The following is a 24,613-nucleotide window of genomic DNA, read 5'->3' on the forward strand; positions in this document are numbered from 1 at the left end:
TCCCACAGGAGAATGCAATCCAAATGTGGGAGCTGGCTTGCCTGCGATAGCGGCGGATCAGCCAATACACAGGCTGAATGGCCCACCCACCTGCTCCCACACCGGCCAAGAATGAAGTATTGTTGCGCCCATCCAGTAAAAAACCGACAAGCCTGCTTCTGACCAGGCGGTTGACCAGAGATAGAGGGTGTCATGGGTAACGAAAGCATCAATTGGGACAAGCTGGGTTTTGACTACATCAAGACCGACAAGCGGTTTCTCCAGGTCTGGAAAAACGGCGAATGGCAAGAAGGCACCCTGACCGACGACAACGTGCTGCACATCAGCGAAGGCTCCACCGCCCTGCACTACGGTCAGCAATGCTTCGAAGGCCTCAAGGCCTACCGCTGCAAGGACGGCTCGATCAACCTGTTCCGCCCGGACCAGAACGCCGCCCGGATGCAGCGCAGCTGCGCCCGTCTGCTGATGCCGCATGTGCCGACCGACGTGTTCATCGACGCCTGCAAACAAGTGGTCAAGGCCAACGAGCGGTTCATCCCGCCGTACGGCAGTGGCGGCGCGCTGTACCTGCGCCCATTCGTGATCGGCACCGGTGAAAACATCGGCGTACGTACCGCACCGGAGTTCATCTTCTCGGTATTCGCGATCCCGGTCGGCGCCTACTTCAAAGGTGGCCTGGTGCCACACAACTTCCAGATCTCCACCTTCGACCGCGCCGCGCCACAAGGCACCGGTGCCGCCAAGGTCGGTGGCAACTACGCCGCCAGCCTGATGCCAGGTTCGGAAGCGAAAAAAGCCGGTTTCGCCGATGCGATCTACCTGGACCCGATGACTCACTCGAAAATCGAAGAAGTCGGCTCGGCCAACTTCTTCGGGATCACCCACGACAACCAGTTCATCACGCCGAAGTCGCCTTCGGTGCTGCCAGGCATCACCCGCCTGTCGCTGATCGAACTGGCACAGACCCGCCTGGGCCTGAAAGTGGTCGAGGGCGAAGTGCTCATCGATAAGCTGGACCAGTTCAAGGAAGCCGGCGCCTGCGGTACTGCTGCGGTCATCTCGCCAATCGGCGGCATCCAGTACAACGGCAAGCTGCACGTGTTTCACAGCGAAACCGAAGTCGGCCCGATCACCCAGAAGCTCTACAAAGAGCTGACCGGCGTACAGACCGGCGAAGTCGAAGCCCCAGCAGGCTGGATCGTCAAGGTCTAACCAGAACACCCGCTACACACGCTACACCACAAAACCCTGTGGGAGCTGGCTTGCCTGCGATAGCAGTAGATCAGTCACTGTCAATATTGACTGACACACCGCTATCGCAGGCAAGCCAGCTCCCACATTTGTTTCCGGTGTTCTCAGGATTGAGCCGGAATATTCCCCAAAAGCTTCTTCCCCATACTTATCCTCGGCTCCACCCCATACCCCAGCGCCTCATAAAACCCCACAACCGCATCATTCCCCCCGGTGATCTGCAGGTTGATCTTCATACAACCCAAGGCAGTCAACGCCTGTTCCGCATGCCTCACCAGCGAGGAACCCAGGCCATGCCGCCGATAATCCGCGTGCACCGCCACCGAATACAGCCACCCACGATGCCCGTCATACCCGGCAAGCACCGTACCGATCACGGCCTTTTTATCCGTCGCGACGAAAAACAGCCCATCGTTGACCGCCAGCTTTTTATCGATCGCCAGGCTTGGCACGTTATGCGCCGTCTCGTAACCAAAAGCCTCCTGCCATAACGCAACCACCTGCGCCCGATGCTGACGGTCGCGATACGGGCCGATGGGATGCCGGGACAGCAGCGCCTTTTCCATCACCAACGTGCGCTCGTTGCCATGGTAAACATCGCGCACGGTGTGAAACCCCAGTTTGGTATAGAACGGCTCGGCGGTCAGCGATGACGGCACACTCAGTACCGTCACCCCGGCCTCACGGGCGCGCAGTTCGATCTCGATCATCAACAGCCGGCCAATGCCCTGCCCTTGCAGCGCCGGATTGACGAACACCGAGCGCACTACATTGGCGTCCAGGGCCGCCGTGGCAACGATCACCTGATCCTTGATCGCCACCAGCACCACCCGGCGCGTGAGCAGCGCCAGCACGGCCTCCGGGGTAAAATGGGTCGCAACCCGCGCAATCACATCCGCCGGGTAATCCCGTGCATTGCTGCTGTGCAAAGCCGCCAGGATGACCTGGCTGATCCCCTCGGCATCGGCGGGTTGGGCAAGACGTACGGCGGTCGACATGATTCCTCCTGACTGACACAGCTATAACAACCACTACCATACCAATGTGAGAGCTGGCTTGCCTGCGATGGCGGTCCGTCAGTCGACATCTGCGGCACTGACCCAGCGCCATCGCAGGCGAGCCAGCTCCCACATTTTTAGTGCATTTCAGACTAAACAGCCGATTCGGCTGCGCCACTGTCCTTTTCAGCTTTCCCGGCTGAGCCATCCCTGCGTTTCAGCCGGGATAATCCGCCGATAACCCACACAATAACCCGACTGTACTTGCCTGCGGTGCCGCCTCACGCGCAGCAGAAAACGCTGAATGCCCCCTCGAATAACAAGGAGCCTCACATGACCCGCTACATCGACGTCAACGATCTCTGCTACCTGGTCTCGCAAAAAAGCCTGTCCACCTGCATCACCGAGATGGCCGAGTACATCCGCGCCGACTACCTGCGCTGGCAGGACTTCGAAAAATGCGCGCGCCTGGCCAACCACTCGCCGGATGGCGTGATCGAACTGATGCCGGTATCCGACGCGTCGCTGTATGCCTTCAAGTACGTCAATGGCCATCCTAAGAACACCCTGGCCGGCATGCTCACCGTGATGGCTTTCGGCGCGCTGGGCGATGTCGACACGGGCAAACCGGTGCTGCTGGCGGAAATGACCCTGACTACCGCGATTCGCACTGCCGCCACCTCGGCCCTGGTCGCCCGCTACCTGGCCCGCGACAACAGCCGCAGCATGGCGCTGATCGGCAACGGCTCGCAGAGCGAATTCCAGGCCCTGGCCTTCCATGCCATGCTTGGCATCAATGAGATCCGCCTGTTCGATATCGATGCCAAGGCCACCGCCAAACTGGCGGCCAACCTCAAGGCGTTCCCGGCGATCAAGGTGATCCTGGCCGGCAGCGTGGCCGAAGCCGTGAAAGGTGCGGACATCGTCACCACCGTCACCGCCGACAAGGCCTATGCCACTATCCTCACCGATGACATGATCGAACCCGGCATGCACCTTAACGCGGTCGGTGGCGACTGCCCTGGCAAGACCGAGCTGGACCGACGTATCGTCGAGCGCGCCCGGGTGATCGTTGAGTACGAACCGCAAAGCCGCATCGAAGGTGAAATCCAGCACATGCCGGACAATTCGCCGGTGACCGAACTCTGGCAAGTGATCAACGGCCAGCAGCCCGGCCGCGAAAATACGCACCAAGTGACCCTGTTCGATTCGGTGGGGTTTGCCATCGAAGATTACTCGGCCCTGCGCTACGTGCTGGACGTGGCCAAGGCGCTGGACGTGGGCAGCGACCTGGAGCTGGTGCCGGACCTGGCCGACCCGAAAGACCTGTTCGCACGCCTGGCGCAGCAACCACGCGTGCAACAGAAAAAGCGCGCCTGAGGCGTGTTGCAAGCCCTCAACCGCATACAGACGTTGACGGAGGAAGGCCGTACCATGTGACGGGTCCGGCAAACGCGAGACGTTTGCCGCCATTTTTTCTCAACCGTTTGAAGTGAACCCCATGGATACCAAGGCCAACGGACCCCATTCTTCCCCCGCGCTGGACCGCATCGATGAAGCCATCATCGAAGTGCTGCGGCACCAGGGGCGTATCACCTACGAAAAGCTCTCGTCGCTGGTGCACCTCACGCCTCGGCCCTGCCTGGAGCGGGTGCGCAAGCTGGAGCGACGCGGGGTGATCCGTGGGTATGGGGCGATCATTGATGTGCAGATGGTCTCACCAGGCCTGTCGTTGCTGGTGTTGGTGGCCTTGTCCAACCAGAGCGGGCGTTCGGCGCAAAAAGCCTTCGAAGCGTTTGTGAAGGCCTGCCCGCAGGTGTTCGAGTGCCAGCTGATCAGCGGCCCGTTTGACTACAGCCTACGCATGCGCTGCCGGGACATGGAGCACTACCGGGTGCTGACCGAGACCTGGTTGAACAATGACGAGTTGCACATTGATAAATTGGTGGCGCATCCGGAGTTGGCGGTGGTGAAAAACACCGCCACCGAATTGGCCTGAGCGGACGCCATTCAGGCCGCCAGTTTGCCGCTGGCGATGGCCGCCGACGCGGCCACCATCGCCCTTAGCAGCACCGCACACCCCGCCGCCAAGTCATCCGGTGCGGCGTTTTCGATTTCGTTATGGCTGATGCCGCCTTCACAGGGCACAAAAATCATCCCCGCCGGGCCCAGTTCGGCAACAAAGATCGCGTCATGCCCTGCCCCGCTGACGATGTCCATGTTCGACAACCCCAGCCCATTCGCGGCATCACGCACAGCGTCCACGCAACCCTTGTCGAAATACAGTGGTGGAAAATCTGCCGTAGGTTCCATCTCGAAACTCAAACCGTGCTTGGCGCACGTTTCATCGATCACCTTGCGTACTTCGGCAATCATCGAGTCCAGCCGCGCCGGCTCCAGGTGACGGAAGTCCAGGGTCATGCGCACTTCCCCCGGAATGACGTTGCGCGAACCGGGGTAAGCCTGCAGGCAGCCAACGGTGCCGCACGCATGCGGTTGATGCCCAAGCGCCGCCGCATTGACCGCCGCCACCACCGCCGCCGCGCCCACCAGGGCATCCTTGCGCAGGTGCATCGGTGTCGGTCCCGCGTGCGCTTCGATCCCGCGCAGTTTCAGGTCAAACCACTTTTGCCCAAGGGCGCCCAGCACCACGCCAATGGTCTTTTTCTCGTCTTCAAGAATCGGCCCCTGTTCGATATGCGCCTCGAAATAGGCGCCTACCTTGTGCCCACTGACCGGCCGCGAACCCGCATAGCCAATCGCGTTCAGCGCGTCGCCCACGCTGACGCCGTCCACGTCCACCTTGGCCAGGGTGTCCGCCAGGGTGAATTTCTCGGCAAACACCCCCGAGCCCATCATGCAGGGCGGAAAGCGCGAACCCTCTTCGTTGGTCCACACCACCACTTCCAATGGCGCCTCGGTCTCAACGTTGAGGTCATTGAGCGTACGCAGCACCTCCACACCCGCCAGCACACCGAAGCAACCGTCGAACTTACCGCCGGTGGGCTGGGTGTCGATATGGCTGCCAGTCATCACTGGCGGCAGGTTGGGGTTGCGTCCCGGGCGACGGGCGAAGATGTTGCCGATGCCGTCGACGGTCACGGTGCAACCCGCCTCTTCGCACCACTGCACAAACAGGTCGCGGGCCTTGCGATCAAGGTCGGTGAGCGCCAGGCGACACACACCGCCCTTGGGGGTGGCGCCGAGTCTGGCCAGGTCCATCAACGACTGCCACAGGCGGTCGCGGTTGATGTGCTGATGGGTGGATTGCAGAACGTCGAGGGCAGCGTTCATGGGGATCTCCTCAGGCAATATTTCTTATGATTGGAATGCGGTCAAAAATGTGGGAGCGGGCTTGCTCGCGAATGCAGTCTGTCAGTTGATAAATGCGGTGATTGACACACCGCATTCGCGAGCAAGCCCGCTCCCACATTTGGATTGCATTTCAACTTATTTACAGCGGTGTTTTCACTGCGGCCGGGCTGACACCACGCTTCGCATTCAGCCCGTAATACAACACGCCACCCAGCGCCGATCCGGTAAACCAGCCGTAGCTGTAGAACCAGCTGAATGCATCGCTGCCCAGCGACAGCAGGGTCAGCACCACCGGGACGCCAAACGCGATAAATCCGCTCCAGTTCCACGCCGGGTACACGTCATCGCGGTACAGCCCTGCGAGATCGAGCTGTTGTTTTCGCGTGATGAAGTAGTCCACCACCATGATCCCGGCGATCGGTCCCAGCAGGCTTGAATAACCCAGCAACCAATTGGAATAGACGGTTTCCAGGCTCACATCGGAAACGATCAGCCCGAGCTTCTTCAGCAGTTCATGCCCCATCAACGCCAACCCGACCAGACCGGTGAGCATCACGGCGGTGGTGCGGTTGATCAGCTTGGGCGCGATGTTCTGAAAGTCATTGGTGGGTGAAACAATGTTCGCGGCGGTGTTGGTGGACAAGGTCGCGACGATGATCAGCGCCATCGCCACGGCGACCCACACCGGGCTCTGGATGTGGCCGATCAGGGTCACCGGGTCGGACACGCTCACACCCACCAGTTTTACCGACGCGGCGGTCATGATCACGCCAAGGGAGGCGAACAGGAACATGGTCAGCGGCAGGCCGAAGATCTGCCCGAGAATCTGGTCTTTCTGGCTTTTGGCGTAGCGGCTGAAGTCCGGAATATTCAGCGACAACGTCGCCCAGAAACCCACCATCGCCGTGAGGCCGGCCATGAAGTAACCGGTGAGGCTCGCACCTTCGGGGCGTTTAGGTGGGATCGCCATCAACTCGCTGATCGACACATTAGGCATCGCCCACACCAGCAAACCAATCCCCACTGCCACCAGCAGCGGTGCCGACAGGGTTTCCAGGCGTTTGATCGACTCGGCGCCGCGCAGTACCACCCATAGATTCAGCGTCCAGAAAACCATGAAACCGATCACTTCACCGGTCCCGCCAAGGGACTTCCAGCCCTCGAAAATCGAGCCCAGGAACAGGTGAATCGCCAGCCCGCCAAACATCGTCTGGATACCAAACCAGCCGCACGCCACCAGCGCCCGGATCAGACACGGCACATTCGAACCGAGGATGCCGAACGATGAGCGCAACAACACCGGAAACGGTATGCCGTACTTGGTGCCAGGGAAGGCGTTGAGGGTCAACGGGATCAGCACCACGATATTGGCCAGCAGGATCGCCATCAGCGCTTCCCCCACCGACAACCCGAAATACGCGGTAAGCACCCCACCCAGCGTATAGGTGGGCACGCAGATCGACATGCCGACCCACAACGCGGTGATGTGCCACTTGTTCCAAGTGCGTTCGTGCACCTTGGTCGGTGCCATGTCGTGGTTATAGCGAGGGCTGTCGAGGACGTCGGGGCCGGCGTCTAGCTCGTATAGGCCGTTGCGTTCAATGACTTGCGATCTGTTCTGTTGCATGGCCGCTCCACGATTTTTTCGAATTATTTTTGCTCATCCAGCGCTGTGCGCTGGATGGCCGGAGTACCTCGTAAACAACATGACATCACGGGTCCGGCCAGCCGCCACTGCACTCAATATCCGTGCCGACACCCCACCTTGAACCCGCACCGCTTATATAACGTGCTGATGTTTATCAGCTTTCCGATTTATCCCTCGGTACTTGCCGCACTGCTCAGGCTAAACAATGCGAAAGTTGTCCGAACCTTCAGGACTCAATCTGGTGCAACACAATTATTTTTATTTCCCACCCCCGTCAAGAGGCATATCTCAAGCGTCTGATTTGCAATAAGAAATGTTGCTCAATTTAAGAACCTGTCAAGTGCGTCAAAATGGTGAGCGAGCGCTACATTTTGGTGATTTATGTTTTTTATACATATAAATCAATAACTTAATATGGATATATGCTTATAAAAAATCTTCTTGCCCAATCGAAAAACTCGGGCTAGTTTCTATTCCTGTCACCGATGACAGGAATCACCCCGCCATCGGTAAGCAGCATTACAACACTTAGAACTGGCACAAGCCGGTCAAGCCTGTGAGGAACTCGACATGTCGCTGTTGATCCGTGGCGCCACCGTTATTACCCATGATGAAAGTTACCGCGCCGATGTTTTATGCGCAGGCGGTCTCATTCGGGCCATTGGCACGAATCTGGAGATTCCCGCAGGCACTCAAACACTCGACGGCAGCGGCCAATTCTTGATGCCCGGCGGCATCGACCCCCATACCCATATGCAATTGCCCTTCATGGGGACCGTGGCCAGTGAAGACTTTTTCAGTGGCACGGCGGCAGGCCTGGCGGGGGGCACCACGTCGATCATCGACTTTGTGATTCCCAACCCACAGCAACCCTTGATGGAAGCGTTTCACCAGTGGCGCGGCTGGGCGGAAAAATCCGCCTCCGACTACGGTTTCCACGTGGCGATCACCTGGTGGAGCGAGCAGGTGCGCGAGGAAATGGCCGAACTGGTCAGCCACCACGGCATCAACAGCTTCAAGCACTTCATGGCCTACAAAAACGCGATCATGGCAGCGGATGACACCCTGGTCGCCAGCTTCGAGCGCTGCCTGGAACTGGGCGCGGTGCCCACGGTGCATGCGGAGAACGGCGAGTTGGTCTACCACCTGCAACGCAAGCTGATGGCCCAGGGCATCACTGGGCCAGAAGCGCACCCGCTGTCGCGCCCGTCCCAGGTAGAAGGCGAAGCGGCCAGCCGCGCCATTCGCATCGCCGAAACCATCGGCACGCCGTTATACCTGGTGCACGTGTCCACCAAGGAAGCGCTGGATGAAATCACCTACGCCCGCAGCAAAGGCCAGCCGGTCTATGGCGAAGTACTCGCCGGCCACTTGCTGCTGGATGACAGCGTCTACCAGCACCCTGACTGGCAGACCGCCGCCGGCTACGTGATGAGCCCACCCTTCCGCCCGCGCGGGCATCAGGAAGCGCTGTGGCATGGTTTGCAGTCCGGCAACCTGCACACCACCGCGACCGACCACTGCTGCTTCTGCGCCGAGCAAAAAGCCGCTGGCCGTGACGACTTCAGCAAGATCCCCAATGGCACTGCCGGTATCGAAGACCGCATGGCGCTGCTGTGGGATGAGGGGGTCAACACCGGGCGCCTGTCGATGCAGGAGTTCGTTGCGCTGACCTCCACCAATACCGCGAAGATCTTCAACCTTTATCCGCGCAAAGGCGCGATCCGCGTGGGGGCCGATGCGGATCTGGTGCTGTGGGACCCCGAGGGTACACGGACCATTTCCGCCAAGACTCATCATCAGAACGTCGACTTCAACATCTTCGAAGGCAAAACCGTGCGCGGCGTGCCGAGCCATACCATCAGCCAGGGCAAGCTGGTCTGGGCCGATGGCGACCTGCGCGCCGAACGCGGTGCCGGGCGGTATGTGGAGCGGCCGGCGTATCCGACGGTGTTTGAGCAGTTGAGCAAGCGGGCGGCGTATTCCAAGCCCACTGCTGTGAAACGCTGAAAGCGGCCTTCGGCCTATCGCAGGCAAGCCCGACTCCCACATTTGAACTGTGTGAACCCGACCAAATGTGGGAGCTGGCTTGCCTGCGAAGAGGCCAGCACAGACAACAAAAAACCAATGCCCATCAGAGGCAGTACCTCAACTACCGTGAGGCCAACACCGTGATCCAGACCCTGACGCACCTCCCCCATCCCGCTGAGGATGGACCCACGCTCGCCAGCCATTTCACCGACCTGGCGCCACCACTCAACGCCCGCCAGGCCCAACTGGAAGCCTCGCGCTGCCTGTATTGCTACGACGCACCGTGCGTGAACGCATGCCCCAGCGAAATCGACATTCCGTCGTTCATCCGCAATATCCACACCGAAAACGTGCAAGGCGCCGCGCAGAAGATCCTCTCGGCCAATATCCTTGGCGGCAGTTGCGCTCGGGTGTGCCCCACCGAGATCCTCTGCCAGCAGGCTTGCGTGCGTAACAACGCCGAAGAATGCGCCCCGGTCCTGATCGGCTTGCTGCAACGTTATGCAATCGACAACGCACACTTCAGCGAACACCCCTTCCACCGCGCCGCGCCGACCGGCAAGCGCATCGCCGTGGTCGGCGCCGGGCCGGCAGGCTTGGCCTGCGCCCATCGCAGCGCCTTGCACGGCCATGACGTGGTGATCTTCGAAGCCCGGGAAAAAGCCGGTGGCCTGAATGAATACGGGATCGCCAAGTACAAACTGGTGGATGACTTCGCGCAGAAGGAACTGGATTTCCTCCTGCAGATTGGCGGCATCGAGATCCGCCACGGCCAGCGCCTGGGCGACAACCTGACCTTGAGCGACCTGCACCAGCAATTCGACTCAGTCTTCCTCGGCCTCGGGTTGGCCGCCAGTAAACAGCTCGGTTTAGCCCACGAGGACGCGCCCGGCCTGCTTGCCGCCACCGACTACATCCGCGAGCTGCGCCAAGCCGACGACCTGACCCAACTGCCCCTGGCCGACCGCTGCATTGTGCTCGGTGCCGGCAACACCGCCATCGACATGGCCGTGCAAATGGCCCGCCTCGGTGCTCGTGATGTGAACCTCGTCTACCGTCGAGGGTTGGCAGATATGGGCGCCACCCACCACGAACAGGACATCGCCAAAGCCAACCAGGTCCGCCTGCTGACCTGGGCCCAGCCTGAAGAAGTGCTGCTGGATGAGCAGGGCCACGTGCGCGGCATGCGCTTCCAGCGCACGCGCCTGGAAAACGGCCGCCTGCACCCTACCGGCGAAACCTTCGAACTGGCCGCCGATGCAATCTTCAAGGCCATCGGCCAAGGGTTTGACAGCGAGGCCCTGCACGATCCGCTGGCCCAGCAACTGCAGCGTGTCGGTGAAAGAATCTTCGTCGATGAACAACTGCGCACCAGCATTCCCGGTGTATACGCCGGCGGCGATTGCGTCAGCCTCGGCCAGGACCTCACCGTGCAGGCAGTGCAACACGGCAAGCTGGCCGCTGAAGCCATGCACGCCCAACTCATGCTGAATGTGGAGGCTGCGTAATGGCCGATCTCTCGATTGTGTTCGCCGGTATCAAAGCCCCCAACCCGTTCTGGCTGGCCTCCGCGCCGCCCACCGACAAGGCCTACAACGTGGTCCGTGCCTTTGAAGCCGGCTGGGGCGGCGTGGTGTGGAAAACCCTGGGCGAAGACCCGGCGGCGGTCAACGTGTCGTCACGCTACTCGGCGCACTACGGCGCCAACCGTGAAGTGCTGGGCATCAATAACATCGAGCTGATCACTGACCGCTCCCTGGAGATCAACCTGCGGGAAATCACCCAGGTGAAAAAGGACTGGCCCGACCGCGCGCTGATCGTGTCGCTGATGGTGCCGTGCGTTGAGGAATCCTGGAAAAACATCCTGCCGTTGGTAGAAGCCACCGGTTGCGACGGTATTGAGCTGAACTTCGGCTGCCCCCACGGCATGCCCGAGCGAGGCATGGGCGCGGCGGTCGGCCAGGTGCCGGAGTATGTGGAGCAGGTCACGCGCTGGTGCAAGACGTATTGCTCGCTGCCGGTGATCGTCAAGCTCACGCCGAATATCACCGACATTCGCGTGGCGGCGCGCGCGGCGTATCGCGGTGGCGCGGATGCGGTGTCGCTGATCAACACCATCAACTCCATCACCAGCGTCGACCTGGAACGCATGGTCGCGCTGCCAGTGGTCGGCACGCAAAGCACCCACGGCGGTTACTGCGGTTCAGCGGTGAAGCCAATTGCGCTGAACATGGTCGCCGAGATCGCCCGTGACCCGCAGACACAGGGCCTGCCGATCTGCGGCATTGGCGGCATCGGCAACTGGCGCGACGCGGCGGAATTCGTTGCCCTGGGCTGTGGCGCGGTGCAGGTGTGCACGGCGGCAATGCTGCATGGGTTTCGGATTGTGGAAGAGATGAAGGACGGGCTGTCGCGCTGGATGGACAGCCAGGGTTACGCCAGCCTGCAGGAGTTTTCCGGGCGCGCGGTGGGTAATACGACGGATTGGAAGTACCTGGATATCAACTATCAGGTGATTGCGAAGATCGATCAGGAAGCCTGTATTGGCTGCGGGCGTTGCCATATTGCCTGTGAGGACACGTCGCACCAGGCGATTGCCAGTTTGAAATTGGCGGATGGCACGCATAAGTACGAAGTGATCGATGATGAATGTGTGGGCTGCAATTTGTGCCAGATCACCTGCCCGGTGGCCGACTGCATCGAGATGGTGCCGATCGACTCGGGCAAGCCGTATTTGAACTGGACGCAGGATCCGAGGAATCCCTATCGCGAGGCTGTGTAGCTCTCTAGATCGTTATCGCAGGCAAGCCAGCTCCCACATTCGATTGCATTCCTCCAGGAAGAATGCGCTCAACTGTGGGAGCAGGCTTGCCTGTGATGAGGCCTTAAGCCTCACCGCACAGCTCAAGGTTCCAACCCTATCCCCCGCAGAATCACCCCCGTCACCGTCTGTATCGCCTTCTCGAACTGCATATCCGACAACGGCTGGTGATCATTCAGGATCTTCACCTGATGATCAAAGTCGGCATAGTGCTGGGTCGAGGCCCAGATCATGTACAGCAGGCTCGACGGCTCAACTGGCAGGATGCGTTTGTCCTCCACCCACTGGCGAATCTTCGCTTCCTTCATCTTGGCCCAGTCGTACAGGCTTTCATCCAGCGCCTCACCGAGTGTCGGCGCGCCGTGGATGATTTCATTGGCCCAGACTTTCGAGCCATACGGCCGGGTGCGCGAGCGCTGCATCTTGGCGCGGATGTAACTGCTGAGCACCACCCGTGGGTCATCAAAGGTCTCAAAGCTCAGGGCGTCCTGCTTCCACACTTCCAGCAGGTCGAACAGCACCGCGCTGTACAGCTCACTTTTGGTGGTGAAGTAGTAGTGCAGGTTGGAGCGCGGCAGTTGCACTTCTTCGGCGATATCCGCCATGGCGGTGCTGCCATAGCCTTTTTCGGCGAAGATTTTCTCCGCCGCCAGCAGGATTTTTTCGACGTTGACCCGACGAATTCCGATCTTGTGATTGCCCATGAGGGCTCCCTGACAACGAGAGAGCCCAAAGACTACCATCCGCTCTAGATCGGGGCGACAGGCTGAACCGAAACTTCGTACACTGCCTGCTCCTGCCCATTGATTGGTATTGAACAATGTTGATCAAGAAAACCCTGACCTCCGTCGCCCTGCTCGCATCCTTACTGGGGGCTTCGGCAGCGTTTGCCCATGCTCACCTGAAAAGCGCCACACCCGCCGCCGACAGCACCGTCGCCGCCCCCGATGCTCTGCGCCTGACCTTCAGTGAAGGCGTCGAGGCCACCTTCACCAAGGTGTCCCTGAGCAAGGACGGCACGGAAATCGCCATCAAGGGCCTGGAAACCCCGGACGCCGACAAGAAAACCCTGGTAGTGACGCCTGCCGCCCCACTCGCTGCTGGTAACTACAAAGTGGTGTGGAACGCCGTCTCGGTCGATACCCACAAGAGCAATGGCGAATACAGTTTCAAGGTCGGCCGATAACCCATGGCGACCCTGCTGGTGCTGTGCCGTTTCCTGCATTTCATCGTCGTGTTGCTGATGTTCGGGGCTTGTGCGTTCAGGCCCTGGCTATTGGGCGCTGAACCGCAGCCGGTGCTGGACCGGCAACTCGAACGTATCACCCGCAGCCTCGCTGGGTTGGGCCTGTTCTCCGGCGTCGCCTGGCTGCTGTTGATCACCGCCAGTATGGCGGGCAGCTGGGACGCGGCGTTGCAACCGGCCACCCTCCAGTTGGTGCTGGGCAAAACCTTTTTTGGCCAGGTGTGGGTCTGGCATTTGCTGCTGAACCTGTTGCTGGTGATGGTGCTGATCACCCCCTGGCCGCTATTGCGCTTGCCGTTGACCGCATTGCTGCTGGCGACCCTCGCCCCTGTGGGTCATGGCGCCATGCTGGATGGGCTCAGCGGGCAATTGCTGATCCTTAATCAGGTGGTGCACCTGGTCTGCGTGGGCGCGTGGCTTGGGGGGTTGCTGGTGCTGGTGCTGATCCTGCGGCAACCGCAAGGTATTGCGCTGGAGCCAGTCCTGCGGCGTTTCAGCGGCGTGGGTTATGGCTTGGTTGCCGGTTTGCTGGTGACCGGGTTGATTAATGTGCGCGTGTTGACCGGGCAGCTGTGGCCGACGCCATTGTTCAGCGGGTTTGCGCTGATTCTGTTGATCAAGGTGATGTTAGTGTTAGGTATGTTGGCCCTGGCGTTGCTGAATCGATTGCGTCTTGAGCATTGCGAACAGCGACTGGGCGCCTTGAAGGCCAGTGTGATGATTGAATGGTTACTAGGTGTTTCAGCGGTAGCCGCTGTCTCCCTCCTCGGAACCCTGCCGCCGATGGTCATCGCTGGCTAAATCATGTGGGAGCTGGCTTGCCTGCGATGGCATCGCTGCGGTCCTCCTGCCAGACCACAGCGCCCGCATCGCAGGCAAGCCGGCTCCCACATTGACTGTGCCCGCTCTCGACCAGATCACGGCAGGTCATCGTATAACTTCCGCTTGACACGGCACGAAATCCCCGCAAATATCCCGCCCAATGTTGTACGACAACGTATGACAAATAATAAAAACAACAATAGAAGGGAGCTTCACTGTGAGTCAATTCGCCCGCAATTCCTGCGCACGTATCGCCCTTCTCGGCCTCAGCAGCCTGGCGTTCACCCTGCCCCTCAATGCCCAGGCCGAAGGTTTCATCGACGACGCCAAAGCCACGCTAAACCTGCGCAACGCCTACTTCAACCGCAACTTCACCAACCCGACCAACCCGCAGGGCAAGGCCGAAGAGTGGACGCAGAGCTTCATTCTCGATGCCAAATCCGGCTTTACCCAAGGCACGGTCGGCTTCGGGATTGACGTGCTGGGCCTGTACTCGCAAAAGCTCGATGGCGGCAAAGGCACCGGCGGCACCCAGTTGCTGCCGATCCACGATGACGGCCGCCCCGCCGATAATTTTGGGCGCCTGGGCGTGGCGCTGAAAACCAGGCTGTCGAAGACGGAATTGAAGGTGGGCGAATGGATGCCCGTGCTGCCAATCCTGCGCTCCGATGATGGTCGCTCCCTGCCCCAGACGTTTCGCGGCGGCCAGGTGACCTCCAACGAAATCGCCGGCCTGACCCTCTACGGCGGTCAGTTCCGCGGCAACAGCCCGCGCAACGACGCGAGCATGGAAGACATGTTCATGAACGGCAGAGCCGCGTTCACCTCGGACCGTTTCAACTTCGGCGGTGGCGAGTACACGTTCAACGACAAACGCACCCAGGTCGGCGTGTGGTACGCCGAACTCAGCGATATCTACCAGCAACAATATTTCAACCTGACCCACAGCCAACCCGTGGGCGACTGGACCCTGGGCGCCAACCTCGGCTTTTTCAATGGCAAGGAAGACGGCAGCGCCCTGGCTGGCGACCTCGACAACAAGACCGCCTTCGCCCTGCTCTCGGCCAAATACAATGGCAACACCTTCTACGTGGGCCTGCAGAAACTCACCGGCGACAGCGCGTGGATGCGGATCAACGGCACCAGCGGCGGCACCGTGGCCAACGACAGTTACAACGCCAGCTACGACAACGCCAAGGAAAAATCCTGGCAGGTGCGCCATGACTTCAACTTCGTGGTGCTCGGCCTCCCGGGGCTGACCATGATGAACCGCTATATCAGCGGCAGTAACGTGCACACCGGGGCGATCACCGATGGCAAGGAATGGGGTCGGGAATCGGAGCTGGCGTACACGGTACAGAGCGGCGCGCTGAAGAACCTCAACGTCAAATGGCGCAACTCGACCATGCGTCGGGATTTCAGCAATAACGAATTTGATGAGAACCGGATTTTTGTCAGCTATCCCATCTCACTGTTGTAGGTTTCGCGTCGGACCCAGACTGGCAGCCAACACAACCCCCCCTGTGGGAGCGGGCTTGCTCGCGAATGCGGTATATCAGACCCGAATGAGTCGACTGACACACCGTATTCGCGAGCAAGCCCGCTCCCACATTCTGGCCATCACCTGACCGGAAGGACGTTGACAACCTGGGGGATCACTCACAATACTTCGACATAGTCATATGACAACCTACAACAAAAATTTGGAATCCCCATGACCACGACCACCCCTGCTCCCTTCAACCGCCTGCTACTCACCGGCGCCGCCGGCGGCCTGGGCAAAGTCCTGCGTGAACGCCTGCGTCCTTATGCCCACGTGCTGCGCCTGTCCGACATCGCCAACATGGCCCCGGCTGCCGACGCGTCCGAAGAAGTGCAACCCTGCGACCTCGCCGACAAGCACGCCGTGCACCAGTTGGTGGAAGGTGTCGATGCGATCCTGCACTTCGGCGGCGTTTCGGTTGAGCGTTCGTTCGAAGAAGTCCTCGGCGCCAATATCAGCGGCATTTTCCATATCTACGAGGCCGCCCGCCGCCACGGTGTGAAGCGCGTGATTTTCGCCAGCTCCAACCATGTCATCGGCTTCTATAAACAAGGCGAGAAAATCGACGCCCACTCCCCTCGCCGTCCAGACAGCTACTACGGTTTGTCCAAGTCCTACGGCGAAGACATGGCCAGTTTCTACTTCGATCGCTACGGCATCGAGACCGTCAGCATCCGCATCGGCTCCTCGTTCCCGGAACCGCAGAACCGCCGGATGATGCACACCTGGCTGAGCTTCGACGACCTGACCCAACTGCTCGAACGCGCGCTGTACACACCCAACGTCGGCCACACCGTGGTCTACGGCATGTCGGATAACCTCGACACCTGGTGGGACAACCGCTACGCCGCGCACCTGGGCTTCGTCCCCAAAGACAGCTCCGAAGTGTTCCGCGCCCAGGTCGAAACCCAGCCACCGGTCGCCGCCGACGACCCGGCCAAGGTCTACCAGGGTGGCGCATTCTGCGCTGCTGGGCCGTTCGGTGACTGAGCGCACACCCACCCAAGGGAATGAGTTGCCATGACCGCTGAACTGATTGTCGATGCGCGCAATGCCGTGGGCGAATGCCCGGTGTGGGTGCCCGAGGAAAACGCCCTGTACTGGGTGGATATCCCCAACGGCGGCCTGCAACGCTGGAGCGCCGCCACTGGGCATATCGCTGCGTGGACAGCCCCGCAGATGCTCGCCTGCATCGCCCGCACCGATGCGGGCAACTGGGTTGCCGGGATGGAAACCGGCTTCTTCCAGCTCACCCCTCACAACGATGGCAGCCTCGACACCACGCCGCTGGCGAGTGTTACGCACCCACGCGCGGACATGCGTCTGAACGATGGCCGCTGTGATCGCCAGGGTCGTTTCTGGGCCGGCAGCATGGTGCTGAACATGGGTTTGAACGCGGCCGAGGGCGTCCTCTACCGCTACGCGTCAGGCCTGGCGCCCCACGCTCAGTTGGACGGTTTCATGACCCTGAACGGCCTGGCCTTCAGCCCCGACGGCCGCACGATGTACGCCTCGGACTCGCACCCGCTGGTGCAGCAGATCTGGGCGTTCGACTACGACATCGACAGCGGCACGCCGTCCAATCGCCGCGTGTTCGTGGATATGCACAAACACCTCGGCCGCCCCGATGGCGCGGCGGTGGACGCCGACGGCTGCTACTGGATCTGCGCCAATGACGCCGGGCTCATCCACCGCTTCACCCCCGAGGGGCGCCTCGATCGCTCCCTCACCGTACCGGTGAAAAAACCCACCATGTGCGCCTTTGGCGGCAGCCGCCTGGACACCCTGTTCGTCACCTCGATCCGTGATGACCAAAGTGAGCAGTCGCTGTCCGGCGGCGTGTTTGCCCTCAACCCAGGCATCACCGGTCTACCGGAGCCCACGTTCACCCTCTAGCTGCATCGCTGTGACTTGAATACAACAATAACAAGACAGGAATGAAACCCCATGGACTTCAAACGCACCTTGCTCGCCGCGGCATTTTTCACCCTCAGCAGCGCCGCCCACGCGCTGGAAATCAAATTCGCCGACATCCACCCCGCCGGCTACCCCACCGTCGTTGCAGAAGAGAACATGGGCAAAGCCCTGACCAAAGAAAGCAACGGCGAACTGACCTTCAAGTATTTCCCTGGCGGCGTTCTCGGCTCCGAGAAAGAAGTGGTCGAACAGGCTCAGGTCGGTGCCATCCAGATGACCCGCGTCAGCCTCGGCATCGTCGGGCCGGTAGTGCCGGACGTGAACGTGTTCAACCTGCCGTTCGTGTTCCGCGACCAGGCGCACATGCGCAAGGTCATCGACGGTGAAATCGGCGATGAAATCCTCGCCAAGATCACCGACTCCGAGTTCGGCCTGGTGGCCCTGGCCTGGATGGACGGCGGCACACGCAACCTCTACACGAAAAAGCCGGTGCGCAAGATCGAAGACCTCAAGGGCATGAAGATTCGCGTGCAAGGCAACCCGTTGTTCATCGACGCCTTCAATGCCATGGGCGCCAACGGCATTGCCATGGACACCGGCGAGATCTTCAGCGCCCTGCAGACCGGCGTTATCGACGGCGCGGAAAACAATCCGCCGACGATGCTGGAACACAACCACTTCCAGAACGCCAAGTTCTACACCCTTACCGAGCACCTGATCCTGCCTGAACCCATCGTGATGTCGAAAATCACCTGGAACAAACTCACCCCTGCGCAACAGGACATGGTCAAGAAAGCCGCCAAGGCCGCCCAGGCTGACGAGCGCGTGCTGTGGGACGCCAAGTCCGCCAGCAGCGAAGCCAAGCTCAAGGCCGCTGGCGTCGAGTTCATCACCGTCGACAAAAAACCCTTCTATGACGCCACCGCCGCCGTGCGTGCGAAGTACGGCGCGCCTTACGCCGACATCATCAAGCGTATCGACGCCGTTCAATAACGCCCCTCCTCCTAGCAAGGCCAGGCGCGGTCCGCACTGACGCGCCCGGTTACGGTGAACGCCATGAAGAATTTACTGCTGCGCATCAACGACCGCATCTACATGACCTGCATCTGGGTCGCCGGCCTCTCGGTATTGGGGGTCGCCCTGATCATCCCCTGGGGCATCTTCGCTCGCTACGTCCTCGGCACCGGCTCCAGTTGGCCGGAACCTACCGCCATCCTGCTGATGCTGGTGTTCACCTTTATCGGCGCCGCCGCGAGTTACCGCGCCGGGGCGCATATGTCGGTGGCCATGGTTACTGACCGCTTGCCGGCGCAACAACGCCGCCTCGTCAGCATTTTTTCCCAATTGCTGATGGCGACGGTCTGCCTGTTCATGACGATCTGGGGCACCAAGCTATGCATGTCCACCTGGAACCAGTTCATGAGCGCCATTCCTACTCTGCGGGTGGGCATCACCTACATGCCGATCCCGATTGGCGGGCTGCTGACGCTGATTTTTGTCGTGGAAAAACTCCTGCTCGGTGACCAGAGCAACCGTCGGGTCGTGCGCTTCGACCTGGTTGAAGAAAGCGAAGGGGCCGCCTGATATGGACGCATTGATTCTGTTGGGCAGCTTTATCGCCTTGATCCTGATCGGCATGCCGGTAGCCTACGCCCTCGGGTTGTCGGCGCTAATCGGCGCGTGGTGGATCGACATCCCGTTCCAGGCCCTGATGATTCAGGTGGCCGGCGGGGTGAACAAGTTTTCGCTGATGGCGATTCCGTTCTTTGTGCTGGCCGGGGCGATCATGGCCGAGGGCGGCATGTCGCGGCGGCTGGTGGCGTTTGCCGGGGTGCTGGTGGGCTTTGTACGCGGCGGCCTGTCCTTGGTGAACATCATGGCTTCGACGTTTTTTGGGGCGATTTCCGGCTCGTCGGTGGCGGACACCGCCTCGGTCGGCTCGGTGCTGATCCCGGAAATGGAACGCCGTGGTTACCCCCGCGAATTTGCCACGGCGGTGACCGTCAGCGGCTCGGTGCAGGCCCTGCTGACCCCGCCCAGCCATAACTCGGTGCTCTATTCCCTGGCAGCCGGCGGCACGGTGTCGATCGCCTCGCTGTTCATGGCCGGCGTGGTCCCGGGCTTGCTGATGAGCGCATGCCTGATGGTGCTGTGCCTGATTTTCGCGAAAAAGCGTGACTACCCCAAAGGTGAAGTCATTCCCTTGAAGCAGGCGCTGAAAATTGCCGCCGACGCGCTCTGGGGCTTGATGGCGATGGTGATCATCCTCGGCGGCATCCTCTCGGGCATTTTCACCGCCACTGAATCCGCCGCGATCGCCGTGCTGTGGGCGTTCTTCGTGACCATGTTCATTTACCGCGACTACAAATGGAGCGAGCTGCCCAAGCTGATGCACCGCACGGTGCGCACCATTTCCATCGTGATGATCCTGATCGCCTTCGCCGCCAGCTTCGGCTACATCATGACCCTGATGCAGATCCCGGCGAAGATCACCACGATGTTCCTGACCCTGTCAGACAACCGCTACGTGATCCTGATGTGCATCAACGCCATGCTGCTGTTGCTCGGCACGGTGATGGACATGGCGCCGCTGATCCTGATCCTTACGCCGATTCTGCTGCCGGTGGTGCTGGGTATTGGCGTCGATCCGGTGCACTTCGGCATGATCATGCTGGTGAACCTCGGCATTGGTTTGATCACCCCGCCGGTGGGCGCGGTGCTGTTCGTGGGCGCGGCGGTGGGCAAGACCACCATCGAGAAGACCGTGAAGGCGTTGCTGCCGTTTTACGCCGTGCTGTTCCTGGTGCTGATCGCCGTGACCTACATCCCGGCATTGTCGCTGTGGCTGCCGAGCGTGGTGCTGTAAACCTCTATCAAATACACATTGAACCTCTGCGTTGGGTCTATTCCATACGGCGGGACACCATGTCTTCATCCTTCATCGAACTCAGCGATCAACTCACCCACCTCACCCTCGCGCCGGCCACGGGTGGCAGCATCGTCAATTGGACGGTACACACCACCGGGCAGCCTTTGCTGCGCCATAACGATGAGCACGCGATAAATACCGGTTTGCCTGGAAAACTGGGCTGCTATCCGTTGGCCCCTTGGTCCAACCGAATTGCCCAAGGGGGTTTCGACAACCCCGACGGCTGGCTGGCCCTGGCGCCCAATAGCCTCACGGACCCCTTGCCGATTCATGGCTCAGCCTGGCAGCAGGCGTGGCAGGTGGTGAGCCAGTCAGCAAGTGAAGTGGTACTGGCAGTGGAGTGCGACACGCCGTTCGCCTATCGCGCCGAGCAGCGCTTTCGATTGAGCAAGGGTGAACTGAGCATTGCGCTGAGCGTGACCCATCTGGCGCAAGCGCCCGCGTGGCATGGCCTGGGATTGCATCCCTACTTGCCACGTCGGCCAGGCACACGCTTACAGGCCGAGGCGTCACAGGTGTGGATGAGTGACGCGTCCAAGTTGCCTACGGTGCTAGCGCCAGTGCCGGATGCCTGGGACTTCCGGGAACTGAAAACCCTGCCCGAAAGCCTGGTAGACAACGGCTTTTGCCAGTGGGATGGGCATTGCCTGATCGAGCAACCAGAGCTGGGCTATACGCTGGAATGCCAGGCCAGCGGCGCCGATTATTTCCTGCTGTATTGCCCACCGGGGCTGGGGTTCTTTTGCATCGAGCCAGTGAGCCATCCGGTGAATGCTCATCACCTGCCCGGCAGGCCGGGCCTGAGACTGCTGGAACAAAACCAGTCCACCCGCCTCGATTTCACCCTGAAATACAGTCCAACTGTGGGAGCTGGCTTGTCGAATCGTCGACCCGCTGCGATAGACAGAAGTATCTACACATCTTGAGCGAGTCCTCTGCGTAGCAGCTGTCGAGCCCTGGCGAGGCTGCGTTTGCGGTCTGTCTGACACACCGCTGACGCAGCCTCGCCAGGGCTCGACAGCTGCTACGCACTATCACATCTAAAATGTGTAGATACCTGTGCTGCGATAGCGGTACATCAGTGAGCGCTGCATCAGCTGACAGAGAGCTATCGCAGCGGTTCAACGATTCGACAAGCCAGCTCACACATTGACCGCATTCCGTCAGGGCGGGCTGTTTTTGAGGCGGCCTGCGGTATCGATACTGACCACTACAGACAACCCCGGCCGCAACCGCTCGCTCTCGGCCTGATCCGGATCCACCGTAATCCTGACCGGCACCCGCTGTGCGATCTTCACAAAGTTGCCGGTGGCGTTATCCGCCTGCAACAGGCTGAACTCCGAGCCGGTGGCCGGGGAAATATGCTGCACCGTGCCGTGGAATTTGCGGTGGTTCAGCGCATCCACGGTAAAAGTCACCGGCTGGCCGACCTGCACATTATCCATCTGGGTTTCTTTCATGTTGGCGATCACCCACAGCTGCGGCGGCACCAGCGCCATCAACTGCGCACCGGAGTTGACGTAAGCCCCCAGGCGCACGCCGATCTGCCCCAGTTGGCCGTCACGCGGCGCCGTGATGCGGGTGTTGGACAGGTCGATACGCGCCAGCTCCACCGCAGCATCGGCACTCGCCACGGCGGCTTCCAGGGAGCCACGATTGACGATCACCGTCTGCAAGTCCTGCCGCGCGATTTCCAGGCTGGCCTGGGCCTGGGCCACTGCTGCAATGGTCTGCGCGTTGGCGGCGCGGGTCACATCCAGCTCGCGCTTGGACACCGAGCCGTCGCTGATCAACGCTTCGTTACGGCGCAGATCGGCCGTGCTCTTGCGCGCCTGCGCCTGGCTGTCCGCCAACGCGGCCTGGCGCAATTTGATCGTGGCCTCGGCGCTGTTGCGCTGTTGCACCACGTTTGCCAACGATGCCTTCTGCACCGCCAGTTGCGCCAGCGCCTGGTCCAGGCGCTGCTTGTAGATACGGTCGTCGAGACGTACCAGCAGGTCGCCGGTCTTCACGTACTGGAAATCCTGCACCGGCACTTCGAACACGTAGCCGCTGAGCTGCGGCCCGATAATCGTGACCTGCCCACGCACCAGGGCATTTTCGGTGGTTTCCACCGCACTGCTGAACGGCGGCAATTGCCATGCGTACAGCACGATCAGCACACCGACGATGGCAATCGCGGCAAAGCCCAGGGACGAGATAATCCGCACCCGCAACGGCCGCAACTCGGTAGGCACGGCGCCTGGTGGCGTGCTGCCCTCCGGGGTGGAAGCGATGGCGGTGGTGGTGGTGGTTGAAGGTTCGGTCATGAAGGTGCGCCGCTGGGTTGAACGGGAGTGGTTGCTGCCTTGGTGGTGCTCATCAGCCACAGACTGCGGATAAAGATCCAGATCATGGTCAGTATCGCGATGATCGCGATCAGCATGAAGACATCGTTGTAGGCCATCACGTTCGCTTCACGGGTGGCCGCCGTGGCGAGGCTGCGAATGCCCATCAGATTACGCAGCTCGGGGTCGGCGACAATACCGCCGTAGGCTGAACCGCCGCTCTGCACTCGCGCGGCCACACGCGGGTCGAGCAGCGTCAGGTGCTCGACGATCATGCTGGAGTGATACTTCTCGCGCACGATCTGGAAGGTGCCAAGCAACGCCGCACCCATCAGGCCGCCGAGGTTCTGGCAAATACCGAACATCACCGAAAAACTCACCAGGTTGCGCGGGTTGGTCAACACGTTCTTGGTGCCCAGCACCATGGTCGGCCCGAGGAAGAACGTACCGCCGAAGCCTAGCAGGAACTGGCTGATGTACAGATTCTGCGGACGGGTCAGGTTGCTGGAGAAGCTGTCCATCACCGACCCCGTGGCCATCAGCGCCAGGGAAATCACCAGCGGCATCAGCAAGTGCGCCGGGTTGATCGTCAACGCACTCACCACCAGCCCGGCAATTGCCCCGGCCAGCATCACCACGTACAGCGTGTGCATCTGCTGGTAGCTCATGTTCAGCATCTGCATGAAACCCACGGCGCCGGTGGACTGCTCGGACAGCACCATGCGAATCAGCACCACCGCCAGCGCCAGGCGAATCATGGTGCCGCTGCCGAGCCAGCGGGTCATCAGCATCGGGTTGCTGCGGTTATGCTCGATGGCGAGGCCGGCCATGATCAACACCAGGGAGCAGGCCGAGGCCACGCCGATCCACGGGGCTTCCAGCCACCAGTCGATGCGGCCCAGGGACAGCACTGCGCAGAGCAAGGCGACGCCGGTCGCGAGGATGGCGAAGGTGAGGAAGTCGAGTTTTTCGAAGGTCTTGAAGCGATCGCCCGGCGGCAACTTGAGCAGGAACACACAGCCCAGGCAGATCAGCGCCAGGCCCAGCTCGAACAGGTACAAGCCGCGCCATTCGGCAATTTGCAGCAAATCTTCAGAAAACAATCGCGCCAAGGGCAACGCCAGCTGCGCCGTGCCCAACCCCAGCACCAATGCCTTCAAGCGCCACTTGGCCGGGAACGCCTGGATCATGTAGTACAAACCCAACGAACTCAGCGCCGCCCCCACCATGCCATGGGCCGCCCGTACGGCGATGGCCGAATTGAGGTCATTGACGAACAAATGCGCGAAGGTCACCAGCGCATACAGCACCAGGAACACCTCGGTAAACGCACGCAGGCCGAACTGCTGGCGAAACTTCACCAGCAACAGGTTCATGCATACGTTGGTCATGACATAGGCGGCGGGCAGCCAGGCCATTTCGGCGGTGGTCGCACCGAGTGCGCCTTGCAGGTATTGCAGGTTGGCGATCACCAGCGCGTTGCCCAGGCCCCCGGTGATTGCCACCAGCACGCCGACCATCGCGAACAGCCAACGCTTGTGCGTGGGGTGCAGCGGGGTTGACGGTGAACCGGGGAGGCTTGGCCGCTCGTGGGGTTCCCAGGTGTGGGGAGTGTATGTGTTCATTCGGTGACCTAGATGACCCGACGGGGGGAGTCGGTAAAACGGTTACTCAGGGAGTAGTAAACCTGAGCGGAGTTCATCTTGCCATGTTGGGGGTGGAATTGGTGTGGCGGCCTTTAGGCTGGCCTGGGGGGATTGGGTAC

General features: G+C 60.7%; 21 protein-coding genes. 15 read left to right on the plus strand and 6 right to left on the minus strand.

Translation table 11 applies throughout. The features are described from left to right. Positions 1–192 precede the first annotated feature (192 nt). Positions 193–1,212: a branched-chain amino acid aminotransferase gene (locus tag BFP95_RS22240; RefSeq protein ID WP_065872351.1), complete on the plus strand. Its 1,020-nt coding sequence runs from the start codon at positions 193–195 to the stop codon at positions 1,210–1,212. Positions 1,213–1,355: 143 nt separating this feature from the next. On the opposite strand, the gene BFP95_RS29140 is transcribed toward BFP95_RS22240, so the two are convergent. After that, on the minus strand, positions 1,356–2,249 hold the full coding sequence (locus BFP95_RS29140) for a GNAT family acetyltransferase (protein ID WP_083207137.1): 894 nt from the start codon (positions 2,247–2,249) through the stop codon (positions 1,356–1,358). Positions 2,250–2,582: 333 nt separating this feature from the next. Between BFP95_RS29140 and BFP95_RS22250 the strand changes: the two genes are divergently transcribed. Continuing rightward, positions 2,583–3,629: an ornithine cyclodeaminase gene (locus BFP95_RS22250; RefSeq protein WP_065872352.1), complete on the plus strand. Its 1,047-nt coding sequence runs from the start codon at positions 2,583–2,585 to the stop codon at positions 3,627–3,629. Between the two features lie 121 nt (positions 3,630–3,750). Further along, on the plus strand, positions 3,751–4,248 hold the full coding sequence (locus tag BFP95_RS22255) for an Lrp/AsnC family transcriptional regulator (RefSeq protein ID WP_065910702.1): 498 nt from the start codon (positions 3,751–3,753) through the stop codon (positions 4,246–4,248). An 11-nt stretch (positions 4,249–4,259) separates the two neighbouring features. On the opposite strand, the gene BFP95_RS22260 is transcribed toward BFP95_RS22255, so the two are convergent. Together BFP95_RS22260 and BFP95_RS22265 are read right to left on the minus strand one after the other, a co-directional pair. Further along, positions 4,260–5,543 (minus strand): Zn-dependent hydrolase, encoded by a 1,284-nt coding sequence (locus tag BFP95_RS22260; RefSeq protein WP_065910703.1) that lies wholly within the window; start codon positions 5,541–5,543, stop codon positions 4,260–4,262. A gap of 160 nt (positions 5,544–5,703) precedes the next feature. Further along, on the minus strand, positions 5,704–7,191 hold the full coding sequence (locus tag BFP95_RS22265) for an NCS1 family nucleobase:cation symporter-1 (RefSeq protein WP_065879996.1): 1,488 nt from the start codon (positions 7,189–7,191) through the stop codon (positions 5,704–5,706). A gap of 591 nt (positions 7,192–7,782) precedes the next feature. Here BFP95_RS22265 and hydA point away from each other — a divergent pair. The 3 genes from hydA to preA all read left to right on the plus strand — a co-directional run bounded on the left by hydA (position 7,783) and on the right by preA (position 12,025). Continuing rightward, the gene (gene hydA, locus BFP95_RS22270) at positions 7,783–9,222 is read left to right on the plus strand and encodes a dihydropyrimidinase (protein WP_065879997.1); all 1,440 of its coding nucleotides are present in this window, start codon (positions 7,783–7,785) and stop codon (positions 9,220–9,222) included. A gap of 161 nt (positions 9,223–9,383) precedes the next feature. Next, entirely contained in the window at positions 9,384–10,751 is a 1,368-nt protein-coding gene (locus BFP95_RS22275) for an NAD(P)-dependent oxidoreductase (protein ID WP_065872394.1), read from the plus strand. Further along, the gene (gene preA / locus BFP95_RS22280) at positions 10,751–12,025 is read left to right on the plus strand and encodes an NAD-dependent dihydropyrimidine dehydrogenase subunit PreA (RefSeq protein WP_065889248.1); all 1,275 of its coding nucleotides are present in this window, start codon (positions 10,751–10,753) and stop codon (positions 12,023–12,025) included. The genes BFP95_RS22275 and preA overlap by 1 nt, the downstream gene beginning before the upstream one ends. A gap of 122 nt (positions 12,026–12,147) precedes the next feature. Here the strand turns inward: preA and BFP95_RS22285 are convergent, their stop codons facing one another. Continuing rightward, entirely contained in the window at positions 12,148–12,768 is a 621-nt protein-coding gene (locus tag BFP95_RS22285; protein ID WP_049709047.1) for a TetR/AcrR family transcriptional regulator, read from the minus strand. 116 nt (positions 12,769–12,884) lie between these two features. Here BFP95_RS22285 and copC point away from each other — a divergent pair, with 116 nt between their 5' ends. The 9 genes from copC to BFP95_RS22330 all read left to right on the plus strand — a co-directional run bounded on the left by copC (position 12,885) and on the right by BFP95_RS22330 (position 21,447). Further along, positions 12,885–13,250, plus strand: coding sequence for a copper homeostasis periplasmic binding protein CopC (gene copC, locus BFP95_RS22290; protein ID WP_065879999.1), 366 nt, complete (start codon positions 12,885–12,887; stop codon positions 13,248–13,250). A gap of 3 nt (positions 13,251–13,253) precedes the next feature. Then, a complete protein-coding gene (copD, locus tag BFP95_RS22295; RefSeq protein ID WP_065872358.1) occupies positions 13,254–14,111 on the plus strand; it encodes a copper homeostasis membrane protein CopD in 858 nt (285 codons plus the stop codon). A 238-nt stretch (positions 14,112–14,349) separates the two neighbouring features. After that, positions 14,350–15,612, plus strand: coding sequence for an OprD family porin (locus tag BFP95_RS22300; protein WP_065910704.1), 1,263 nt, complete (start codon positions 14,350–14,352; stop codon positions 15,610–15,612). A 234-nt stretch (positions 15,613–15,846) separates the two neighbouring features. After that, entirely contained in the window at positions 15,847–16,665 is an 819-nt protein-coding gene (locus BFP95_RS22305) for an NAD-dependent epimerase/dehydratase family protein (protein WP_065872360.1), read from the plus strand. Between the two features lie 30 nt (positions 16,666–16,695). Next, positions 16,696–17,571, plus strand: a complete 876-nt coding sequence (locus BFP95_RS22310) for an SMP-30/gluconolactonase/LRE family protein (protein WP_065872361.1) — start codon at positions 16,696–16,698, stop codon at positions 17,569–17,571. A 51-nt stretch (positions 17,572–17,622) separates the two neighbouring features. Beyond that, entirely contained in the window at positions 17,623–18,585 is a 963-nt protein-coding gene (locus tag BFP95_RS22315; protein WP_049709053.1) for a TRAP transporter substrate-binding protein, read from the plus strand. 63 nt (positions 18,586–18,648) lie between these two features. Beyond that, positions 18,649–19,176: a TRAP transporter small permease gene (locus BFP95_RS22320; RefSeq protein WP_065872363.1), complete on the plus strand. Its 528-nt coding sequence runs from the start codon at positions 18,649–18,651 to the stop codon at positions 19,174–19,176. 1 nt (position 19,177) lies between these two features. After that, positions 19,178–20,458 (plus strand): TRAP transporter large permease, encoded by a 1,281-nt coding sequence (locus BFP95_RS22325; protein ID WP_049709055.1) that lies wholly within the window; start codon positions 19,178–19,180, stop codon positions 20,456–20,458. A 59-nt stretch (positions 20,459–20,517) separates the two neighbouring features. After that, positions 20,518–21,447 (plus strand): aldose 1-epimerase, encoded by a 930-nt coding sequence (locus BFP95_RS22330; RefSeq protein ID WP_065910705.1) that lies wholly within the window; start codon positions 20,518–20,520, stop codon positions 21,445–21,447. 237 nt (positions 21,448–21,684) lie between these two features. Here the strand turns inward: BFP95_RS22330 and BFP95_RS22335 are convergent, their stop codons facing one another. Continuing rightward, entirely contained in the window at positions 21,685–22,830 is a 1,146-nt protein-coding gene (locus BFP95_RS22335) for an HlyD family secretion protein (protein WP_065872364.1), read from the minus strand. Next, positions 22,827–24,473: an MFS transporter gene (locus BFP95_RS22340; protein WP_065910706.1), complete on the minus strand. Its 1,647-nt coding sequence runs from the start codon at positions 24,471–24,473 to the stop codon at positions 22,827–22,829. The genes BFP95_RS22335 and BFP95_RS22340 overlap by 4 nt, the downstream gene beginning before the upstream one ends. Between the last annotated feature and the right edge of the window lie 140 nt (positions 24,474–24,613).

Source organism: Pseudomonas sp. 58 R 12 (genome assembly GCF_900005865.1).
GTDB classification, from domain to species: domain Bacteria; phylum Pseudomonadota; class Gammaproteobacteria; order Pseudomonadales; family Pseudomonadaceae; genus Aquipseudomonas; species Aquipseudomonas tritici.

What these genes read in the sequence shown, in the direction of transcription:
- BFP95_RS22240 (WP_065872351.1), top strand. Translation starts at nt 193, where the DNA reads ATGGGTAACGAAAGCATCAATTGGGACAAGCTGGGTTTTGACTACATC.
- BFP95_RS29140 (WP_083207137.1), bottom strand. Translation starts at nt 2,249, where the DNA reads ATGTCGACCGCCGTACGTCTTGCCCAACCCGCCGATGCCGAGGGGATC.
- BFP95_RS22250 (WP_065872352.1), top strand. Translation starts at nt 2,583, where the DNA reads ATGACCCGCTACATCGACGTCAACGATCTCTGCTACCTGGTCTCGCAA.
- BFP95_RS22255 (WP_065910702.1), top strand. Translation starts at nt 3,751, where the DNA reads ATGGATACCAAGGCCAACGGACCCCATTCTTCCCCCGCGCTGGACCGC.
- BFP95_RS22260 (WP_065910703.1), bottom strand. Translation starts at nt 5,543, where the DNA reads ATGAACGCTGCCCTCGACGTTCTGCAATCCACCCATCAGCACATCAAC.
- BFP95_RS22265 (WP_065879996.1), bottom strand. Translation starts at nt 7,191, where the DNA reads ATGCAACAGAACAGATCGCAAGTCATTGAACGCAACGGCCTATACGAG.
- hydA (WP_065879997.1), top strand. Translation starts at nt 7,783, where the DNA reads ATGTCGCTGTTGATCCGTGGCGCCACCGTTATTACCCATGATGAAAGT.
- preA (WP_065889248.1), top strand. Translation starts at nt 10,751, where the DNA reads ATGGCCGATCTCTCGATTGTGTTCGCCGGTATCAAAGCCCCCAACCCG.
- BFP95_RS22285 (WP_049709047.1), bottom strand. Translation starts at nt 12,768, where the DNA reads ATGGGCAATCACAAGATCGGAATTCGTCGGGTCAACGTCGAAAAAATC.
- copC (WP_065879999.1), top strand. Translation starts at nt 12,885, where the DNA reads ATGTTGATCAAGAAAACCCTGACCTCCGTCGCCCTGCTCGCATCCTTA.
- copD (WP_065872358.1), top strand. Translation starts at nt 13,254, where the DNA reads ATGGCGACCCTGCTGGTGCTGTGCCGTTTCCTGCATTTCATCGTCGTG.
- BFP95_RS22305 (WP_065872360.1), top strand. Translation starts at nt 15,847, where the DNA reads ATGACCACGACCACCCCTGCTCCCTTCAACCGCCTGCTACTCACCGGC.
- BFP95_RS22310 (WP_065872361.1), top strand. Translation starts at nt 16,696, where the DNA reads ATGACCGCTGAACTGATTGTCGATGCGCGCAATGCCGTGGGCGAATGC.
- BFP95_RS22315 (WP_049709053.1), top strand. Translation starts at nt 17,623, where the DNA reads ATGGACTTCAAACGCACCTTGCTCGCCGCGGCATTTTTCACCCTCAGC.
- BFP95_RS22320 (WP_065872363.1), top strand. Translation starts at nt 18,649, where the DNA reads ATGAAGAATTTACTGCTGCGCATCAACGACCGCATCTACATGACCTGC.
- BFP95_RS22325 (WP_049709055.1), top strand. Translation starts at nt 19,178, where the DNA reads ATGGACGCATTGATTCTGTTGGGCAGCTTTATCGCCTTGATCCTGATC.
- BFP95_RS22330 (WP_065910705.1), top strand. Translation starts at nt 20,518, where the DNA reads ATGTCTTCATCCTTCATCGAACTCAGCGATCAACTCACCCACCTCACC.
- BFP95_RS22335 (WP_065872364.1), bottom strand. Translation starts at nt 22,830, where the DNA reads ATGACCGAACCTTCAACCACCACCACCACCGCCATCGCTTCCACCCCG.
- BFP95_RS22340 (WP_065910706.1), bottom strand. Translation starts at nt 24,473, where the DNA reads ATGAACACATACACTCCCCACACCTGGGAACCCCACGAGCGGCCAAGC.